Annotated in this window: 2 rRNA genes; both read right to left on the bottom strand. The window is 54.3% G+C overall.

Annotated elements, in window-relative coordinates:
• Positions 1 to 96, bottom strand: a 5S ribosomal RNA gene (rrf, locus tag QIT27_RS16950); the annotation flags it as partial.
• Between the two features lie 142 nt (positions 97 to 238).
• Positions 239 to 3129 (bottom strand): 23S ribosomal RNA (locus QIT27_RS16955).
• Between the last annotated feature and the right edge of the window lie 137 nt (positions 3130 to 3266).

The following is a 3266-nucleotide window of genomic DNA, read 5'->3' on the forward strand; positions in this document are numbered from 1 at the left end:
CGCATGGGGAGACCCCACACTACCATCGGCGCTAAGCGGTTTCACTTCTGAGTTCGGCAAGGGATCAGGTGGTTCACGCGTGCTATGGTCGTCAGGCGTAACAGGTAATGCATATCATGCTGAGTATTGTGTGATCGTCTCTTTCCAGCAAGCCTTTTGGCCTGCGGATGCGTATCCGGTTTTCTGAGTGGCGATCCACTCGATCGTTATCATCGCGTCCAGACCCCTTGGGTGTTATAGGGTCAAGCCTCACGGGCCATTAGTACACGTTAGCTCAACGCCTTGCAGCGCTTCCACACCGTGCCTATCAACCAGCTGGTCTCGCTGGGCCCTTTAGGAGGCTCTAGGCCTCAGGGATGTCTCATCTTGAAGGGGGCTTCCCGCTTAGATGCTTTCAGCGGTTATCCCGTCCGACCATAGCTACCCGGCAATGCCACTGGCGTGACAACCGGAACACCAGAGGGTCGTCCACTCCGGTCCTCTCGTACTAGGAGCAGCTCTTCTCAAACATCCAACGCCCACGGCAGATAGGGACCGAACTGTCTCACGACGTTCTAAACCCAGCTCGCGTACCACTTTAAATGGCGAACAGCCATACCCTTGGGACCGACTTCAGCCCCAGGATGTGATGAGCCGACATCGAGGTGCCAAACACCGCCGTCGATGTGAACTCTTGGGCGGTATCAGCCTGTTATCCCCGGAGTACCTTTTATCCGTTGAGCGATGGCCCTTCCATACAGAACCACCGGATCACTAGAACCTGCTTTCGCACCTGCTCGACGTGTCTGTCTCGCAGTCAAGCACCCTTATGCTCTTGCACTCATTGCACGATGTCCGACCGTGCTGAGGGTACCTTCGTGCTCCTCCGTTACGCTTTGGGAGGAGACCGCCCCAGTCAAACTACCCACCACACACTGTCCTCGATCCGGATAACGGACCTGAGTGAGAACGCCAATGATGCCAGGCTGGTATTTCAAGGTTGGCTCCACCCGAACTGGCGTCCGGGTTTCAAAGCCTCCCAGCTATCCTACACAGGCAACATCAGCGTCCAGTGTGAAGCTATAGTAAAGGTTCACGGGGTCTTTCCGTCTAGCCGCGGGTACACCGCATCTTCACGGCGATTTCAATTTCACTGAGTCTCGGGTGGAGACAGCGTGGCCATCATTACGCCATTCGTGCAGGTCGGAACTTACCCGACAAGGAATTTCGCTACCTTAGGACCGTTATAGTTACGGCCGCCGTTTACCGGGGCTTCGATCAAGAGCTTCGGCCGAGGCCTAACACCATCACTTAACCTTCCGGCACCGGGCAGGCGTCACACCCTATACGTCCGCTTGCGCGTTAGCAGAGTGCTGTGTTTTTACTAAACAGTTGCAGCCACCTGGTATCTTCGACCGGTTCGGGCTCGGGGAGCAAGTCCCATTACCCTACGCCGGCGTGCCTTCTCCCGAAGTTACGGCACCATTTTGCCTAGTTCCTTCACCCGAGTTCTCTCAAGCGCCTTGGGATTCTCACCCTGACCACCTGTGTCGGTTTGGGGTACGGTCGCACATGATCTGAAGCTTAGAGGCTTTTCCTGGAAGCGTGGCATCAATGACTTCCGGACCGTGGTCCGTTCGTTTCGTGTCTCGGCCTTAGCGTCCCGGATTTACCTAAGACACCAGCCTACTCACTTTCACCAGGACAACCAACGCCTGGCTCACCTAGCCTTCTCCGTCCCCCCATCGCAATCATGTCCGGTACGGGAATATTGACCCGTTTCCCATCGACTACGCCTTTCGGCCTCGCCTTAGGGGCCGACTCACTCTGCTCCGATTAGCGTCGAACAGAAACCCTTGGTCTTCCGGCGAGGGAGTTTTTCACTCCCTTTATCGTTACTCATGTCAGCATTCGCACTCGTGATACCTCCAGCATGCTTCTCAACACACCTTCATTGGCTTACACGACGCTCCTCTACCGCTCATCCAGAGGATGAACCCGTAGCTTCGGTACCTGGTTTAGCCCCGTTACATCTTCCGCGCAGGCCGACTCGACTAGTGAGCTATTACGCTTTCTTTAAAGGATGGCTGCTTCTAAGCCAACCTCCTAGCTGTCTGAGCCTTCCCACATCGTTTCCCACTTAACCAGGATTTGGGGACCTTAGCTGACGGTCTGGGTTGTTTCCCTTTTCACGACGGACGTTAGCACCCGCCGTGTGTCTCCCACGCTGGCACTCACCGGTATTCGGAGTTTGCCTCGGGTTGGTAAGTCGGGATGACCCCCTAGCCGAAACAGTGCTCTACCCCCGGCGGTGATACGTGAGGCGCTACCTAAATAGCTTTCGAGGAGAACCAGCTATCTCCGAGCTTGATTAGCCTTTCACTCCGATCCACAAGTCATCCAAATCTTTTTCAACAGATCCTGGTTCGGGCCTCCAATTGATGTTACTCAATCTTCACCCTGCTCATGGATAGATCGCTCGGTTTCGGGTCTATATCCAGCGACTGTGTCGCCCAGTTAAGACTCGGTTTCCCTACGGCTCCCCTATACGGTTAACCTCGCCACTGAATATAAGTCGCTGACCCATTATACAAAAGGTACGCAGTCACGGAACAAGTCCGCTCCTACTGCTTGTACGCACACGGTTTCAGGATCTATTTCACTCCCCTCTCCGGGGTTCTTTTCGCCTTTCCCTCACGGTACTGGTTCACTATCGGTCAGCCAGGAGTATTTAGCCTTGGAGGATGGTCCCCCCGTCTTCAGTCAAGGTTTCTCGTGCCCCGACCTACTCGATTTCACATGATCAAATTTTCGGCTACGGGGCTATCACCCACTATGGCCACGCTTCCCAGCGTATTCGCCTAATCAGTCACATGCTTAAGGGCTGGTCCCCGTTCGCTCGCCGCTACTAGGGGAATCTCGGTTGATTTCTTTTCCTCAGGGTACTTAGATGTTTCAGTTCCCCTGGTTCGCCTCCTACGCCTATGTATTCAGCGTAGGATACTCAGCTTGTGCTGAGTGGGTTTCCCCATTCAGAGATGTCCGGGTCACAGGTTGTTTGCCACCTCACCGAACCTTATCGCAGGCTACCACGTCTTTCATCGCCTCTGGCTGCCTAGGCATCCACCGTGTGCGCTTCATTGCTTGACCCTATAACCCGAAGGGGTCTGGTATCTCGCAATGATAACGATTGCCGGATACGCTTGAGACGTATCACTTAACAATTACGTATGAACGTTTCAACAAACGTTCATGTCAGCATGATATACATTGTTAAAGAGCGACTG

The organism is Halomonas sp. LC1 (genome assembly GCF_030247125.1).
Lineage (GTDB): Bacteria > Pseudomonadota > Gammaproteobacteria > Pseudomonadales > Halomonadaceae > Vreelandella.